General features: G+C 54.1%; 1 pseudogene. It reads right to left on the bottom strand.

Annotated features, from left to right (window positions below):
- Positions 1 to 257, bottom strand: a pseudogene (locus tag BG74_RS16955) (methionine adenosyltransferase); the annotation flags it as partial.

Below are 257 nucleotides of genomic sequence, written 5' to 3' on the forward strand. Positions count from 1 at the left end.
CGATGATTTTACGGCCGGTCAGGCCACAGTCGCCCATTGGGCCACCGATAACGAAACGGCCGGTCGGGTTGATAAAATATTTTGTCTGGAGGGAAATCCATTCCGCGGGTAGAACCGGCTTAATGATCTCTTCCATCACTGCTTCTTTCAACTGCGGCAGGGCGATGTCTTCCGCATGCTGCGTTGATAGCACCACGGCATCGATGCCCACCACTTTGCCGTTATCGTAGGCGAAAGTGACCTGACTTTTGGCGTCC

Source organism: Sodalis-like endosymbiont of Proechinophthirus fluctus (assembly GCF_001602625.1).
Classification (GTDB): domain Bacteria; phylum Pseudomonadota; class Gammaproteobacteria; order Enterobacterales; family Enterobacteriaceae.